We start from the raw sequence: 2646 nt of genomic DNA on the forward strand, positions 1-2646 counted from the left end.
TACGCTGCTGAAAAAGCAATGTTCCTGGGCGCGAAAGTGGTTTCACTTTCTGACTCTGCAGGTACAGTGTTCGTTAAAGACGGTTTCACTGACGAACTTCTTGCAGAAGTGATGGAACTTAAAAACGTGAAACGTGGCCGTATTTCTGAATTCGCGTCTAAACACGGTTTTGAATATCTTGAAGGTCAACGTCCTTGGGGTATCAAGTGTGATATCGCACTTCCATGTGCAACTCAAAACGAGTTAGATGCAGATGACGCAGCTAAACTTCTTGCAAATGGTGCAATCTGTGTGGCTGAAGGTGCGAACATGCCTTCTACACTGGATGCTGTAGAGAAATTCGTTGAAGCGAAAATTCTTTATGCTCCAGGTAAGGCATCGAATGCCGGTGGTGTAGCAACTTCTGGTCTTGAAATGTCTCAAAACGCATTGCGTTTAGGCTGGACTTTCGAAGAAGTGGATGAGCGTTTACACGCAATCATGAAAGAAATTCACCGCAACTGCGTGAAATACGGTACGAAAGAAGATGGTACTGTGAACTATGTTGACGGTGCGAACATTGCAGGCTTCGTAAAAGTGGCTGATGCCATGCTTGCTCAAGGCGTATTCTAAGTCTGACTTGGTTTAAGCTTTAAAAAACCGGGGCAAAAGCCTCGGTTTTTTTATGTCTTGAATACGCTATTTACTTCACTGTTGAGCGTTCAACGGTCATGTCATAGATATAAGCATATTTCGACTGATCTGCAGCGGGATGCTTGATTTCATAACGTTTGACCCGGATGATCTGGCGTTCATTCGGGGTATGAGTAAAGCCTTCGATTTTGTCATAGAACAAAGTCCAGTCTTTATCGACCTGAGTTTTTACCCCATTTTCGGCATATTTAACTTCACGTACTTGGAGACAGGTTTGTGGAGCAACGCCAGTACAGGGTTTTGTTTCAGGTGATATTTCCAGAAAAATGGTTTCAGCCTGACTTTGATATTTGCTTTCAGGTGTCATGGTGCCGGTGAAAACGTATTTTTGACCTGTCGCTGAAACAATGGTTAATGTCGGTTGCTGTGGATCTTTTAAATCTAAAAGGAACGGTGCTTTACGATTGTCAAGTAAATCGGCAGCAACTTTTTCCTGCTGCATGGCTGAGTCTTCACATGCCATTTGGGTAGAGATCAGGTTGCTGGTGACAATCTGATTATTTTCAACTTTCCAGCTCCCGCCCATACCATTACAGCTGGTCGCAATACTTAAATGCCCTTTATGATCAAAATTCAGAACCAAAGGTTTTGGCGCAGTGCCTGTAGTGGTACTCCATTGATAAGTACTGAGCGTTTGATCTGCATTTTGTTGTTGTAAGACTGAAATGGCAACATCTCCAGCTTTCTGTAGATCACCAGATTGGCAGGCCATAAGCGTAAGAGGGAAAAGGGCAATTGCTAAAAGCTTAAATTTCATTTTAAAAGTATCTGGTTTTGAAAAATTTTTAAGAGCATAAAGTATAAGCATTTATAAAATATGGATACATTTTGGTGAATTCAGTTTCAAAATGTATCCATAATTATAATTTTGTTAATTGTTAATAAAAAGTTATGAGTTGATGAGCGGTTTTTTTAAATGCTGTATGAAAAGTCCACGATTAATGAATTAATCAAAACGGTAAATATCCATGCCCAGAGAACCCATACTGAAACTACTATGTACAATACTAAAACGGTGACCCGTGCCCATGGCAAAGAACAGTGGAGCAAAGTGTTCCAAGGTAGGATGATTACGTTGTACATGGGGAATAGTCTGCCAGTCCAGAACCGCAGCATAATCACTGTGATTCATTTTATTGACCACATAATTCCGGAAAGTCGATGCCCATTCAGGTACTGCAGCAGAGTCGCCATGCCAGGACAGTTCGCTTAAGTTATGGGTAATACTTCCCGAGCCGATCATTAAGATCTGCTTTTCACGTAATGGTGCCAGGGTTTGGCCAATTTTATAAATATCTTCTGCCGACAGGTTCATGGGCAAGGAGATTTCAATGACAGGAATATCAGCCTCAGGATACATATGCAGCAAAGGCATCCATACACCATGATCACGTGGACGGGTGCTATTGGCATGCGCGGAAAAGCCGGCATTGGCTAACAGATGCAGAATTTCTTCTGCAAGTTCAGGCTGACCCGGTGCAGGATAGCGTATTTCATACAGCTCCGGCGGAAAACCACGGAAATCATGCCAGGTTTCAGGACGTACACTGCTACTGACTTCGAGTGCATTACTTTCCCAGTGTGCAGACATCACAATAATGGCTTCAGGCTTAGGCAGATTTAAACTCAATCGCTCCAAAGCAGGACCCACCTGTTCCGGATTAAGCGCCAACATGGGTGATCCATGTGAAATAAATAAACCGGGTAAAGTTTGTAAATTCATGATGACGCGCCTAATTTAAATACTATCGATTGAGGATATGATGCCAAATAAAGAGAAATAGAATAAATACAATTTATATCAACATATTGTTTCGTTTGTGGAACGATAACGCAGAGCCCGATCTGGTTGATGACTCAAGCTCAGAAATAGCTTAGTTTTACACTATTTTTGCGAGCTTAAATCATCCTGTTATGAAGTTTTAACCGGCTCGGTGATAAGGATGATTATGG

The 2646-nt window shown here is 42.0% G+C and carries 2 protein-coding genes and 1 pseudogene; 1 reads left to right on the forward strand and 2 read right to left on the reverse strand.

Going from position 1 to position 2646, the window contains the following annotated elements:
• A pseudogene (locus tag B2Y23_RS08735) lies at positions 1–612 on the forward strand (glutamate dehydrogenase); the annotation flags it as partial.
• A gap of 70 nt (positions 613–682) precedes the next feature.
• On the opposite strand, the gene B2Y23_RS08740 reads toward B2Y23_RS08735, so the two are convergent.
• Both B2Y23_RS08740 and B2Y23_RS08745 read right to left on the reverse strand, forming a co-directional pair.
• Complete coding sequence (locus tag B2Y23_RS08740; protein ID WP_291370265.1) at positions 683–1450, reverse strand: DUF4377 domain-containing protein; 768 nt, start codon at positions 1448–1450, stop codon at positions 683–685.
• Between the two features lie 189 nt (positions 1451–1639).
• Positions 1640–2416, reverse strand: coding sequence for a dioxygenase (locus tag B2Y23_RS08745; RefSeq protein WP_291356185.1), 777 nt, complete (start codon positions 2414–2416; stop codon positions 1640–1642).
• Positions 2417–2646: the final 230 nt, after the last annotated feature.

This window comes from Acinetobacter sp. UBA5934, assembly GCF_002430855.1.
Lineage (GTDB): Bacteria > Pseudomonadota > Gammaproteobacteria > Pseudomonadales > Moraxellaceae > Acinetobacter.

Bases quoted from the DNA above. Each gene is read 5' to 3' on its own strand.
- B2Y23_RS08745 (WP_291356185.1), bottom strand. From the start codon at position 2,416: ATGAATTTACAAACTTTACCCGGTTTATTTATTTCACATGGATCACCC.
- B2Y23_RS08740 (WP_291370265.1), bottom strand. From the start codon at position 1,450: ATGAAATTTAAGCTTTTAGCAATTGCCCTTTTCCCTCTTACGCTTATG.